Consider the following 253-nt stretch of genomic DNA (forward strand, 5'->3'; position numbering starts at 1 on the left):
ATTCTCCAGCGCCATCACCGTGTCGACCGCGTGCTTGATCTGACGCTGATCGTCGGCGCTGAGCTTGCCGTTCTCGTCGCGGCAGCAGGCGCCGACCAGGTCGTACAGATGCGCGCGGTTACGCTTCGTGTCGGGCAGCCCGAACGGCGCAAGGCCGGTCGGCTCGCCTTCGCGCAGGGTGTAGTAGAGCGCGCCCATTTCCTCGAGGAAGATCCGCAAGCCCTGGTCGAGGTCGAGCGCGAAGATCTTCGGG

1 pseudogene is annotated in these 253 nt (G+C 66.0%); it reads right to left on the minus strand.

The window, feature by feature from the left end:
* A pseudogene (locus tag ACV22V_RS32720) lies at positions 1-253 on the minus strand (transporter); the annotation flags it as partial.

This window comes from Burkholderia sp. AW33-5 (assembly GCF_053427615.1).